Origin of the sequence: Deinococcus fonticola (assembly GCF_004634215.1) — a bacterium.
GTDB lineage: Bacteria > Deinococcota > Deinococci > Deinococcales > Deinococcaceae > Deinococcus > Deinococcus fonticola.
The window spans coordinates 1-725 of the sequence record NZ_SMMH01000108.1 but is presented as its reverse complement, the minus strand read 5'-3'; the positions used below and the strand labels follow the sequence as shown (position 1 = coordinate 725).

Annotated in this window: 1 protein-coding gene; it reads right to left on the bottom strand. The window is 62.2% G+C overall.

Annotated elements, in window-relative coordinates:
- Positions 1 to 32: 32 nt before the first annotated feature.
- On the bottom strand, positions 33 to 725 hold a 693-nt coding region (locus E5Z01_RS19855), incomplete at its 5' end, for a transposase (protein ID WP_240738602.1).

The window sequence follows — 725 nt, the reverse complement described above, 5'->3', positions numbered from 1 at the left end:
TGGGTAGAACCACAGGACAGCGTGGAGCTGAATCATGCGGCTTCAACAAACGGTTCGATCCTATAGCGGAGCAGTTCCGCGACCGTCCAGGCGTGATCCGTCACACCTGCGGCCATCCCCGGCGTTCGATCCACCCACCGACCATTCACCTGTACGCGAAGTGACCGATGTGGACGAATGAAGTTGTACGCCGCCAACACCAGGAAGAAGTGACGTTCCAGCCGCTCACCGTCGCTCCCGGCATGCCGGGAGCGACGGTGAGCGGCTGGCAACCACGTCCGGAGCGTCGCGTTCAACCGTTCCACAAATGCGGTGTTCACGGTACCCGGCTGACCTTGCGATGCTTCGATCAGGTGCAACGCCTCGAAGAGGTCACCGAACGCGATACGTCGCTCGATTCGGTCACGGGAGGTTCGTTTCACGACCTGCACGATGTGCAACTCCGCCCAGGGCACCAACACTGGGCGCCGTGGGCGCCCAGTGTGCCGCGGAGTCCGAAACATCCTGAGAACCTGGGTTTTCCACGCTCCATATCCATCTGTCGCCCACAGCACTGGTGATTGAAGCTGTGCAGCGCAGTGCACCTGATTCACGACCTCGGCGATCAGGGCGTGCGTTCGCTCAGCAGCCAACGCACCCCACAGGAGCAGTCGTGAGGAGACACAGACGGCCGTTGCCAGCCACCGCACGCCCCGTTGGGTACGACACCAGAGTTCGTCCGCCTG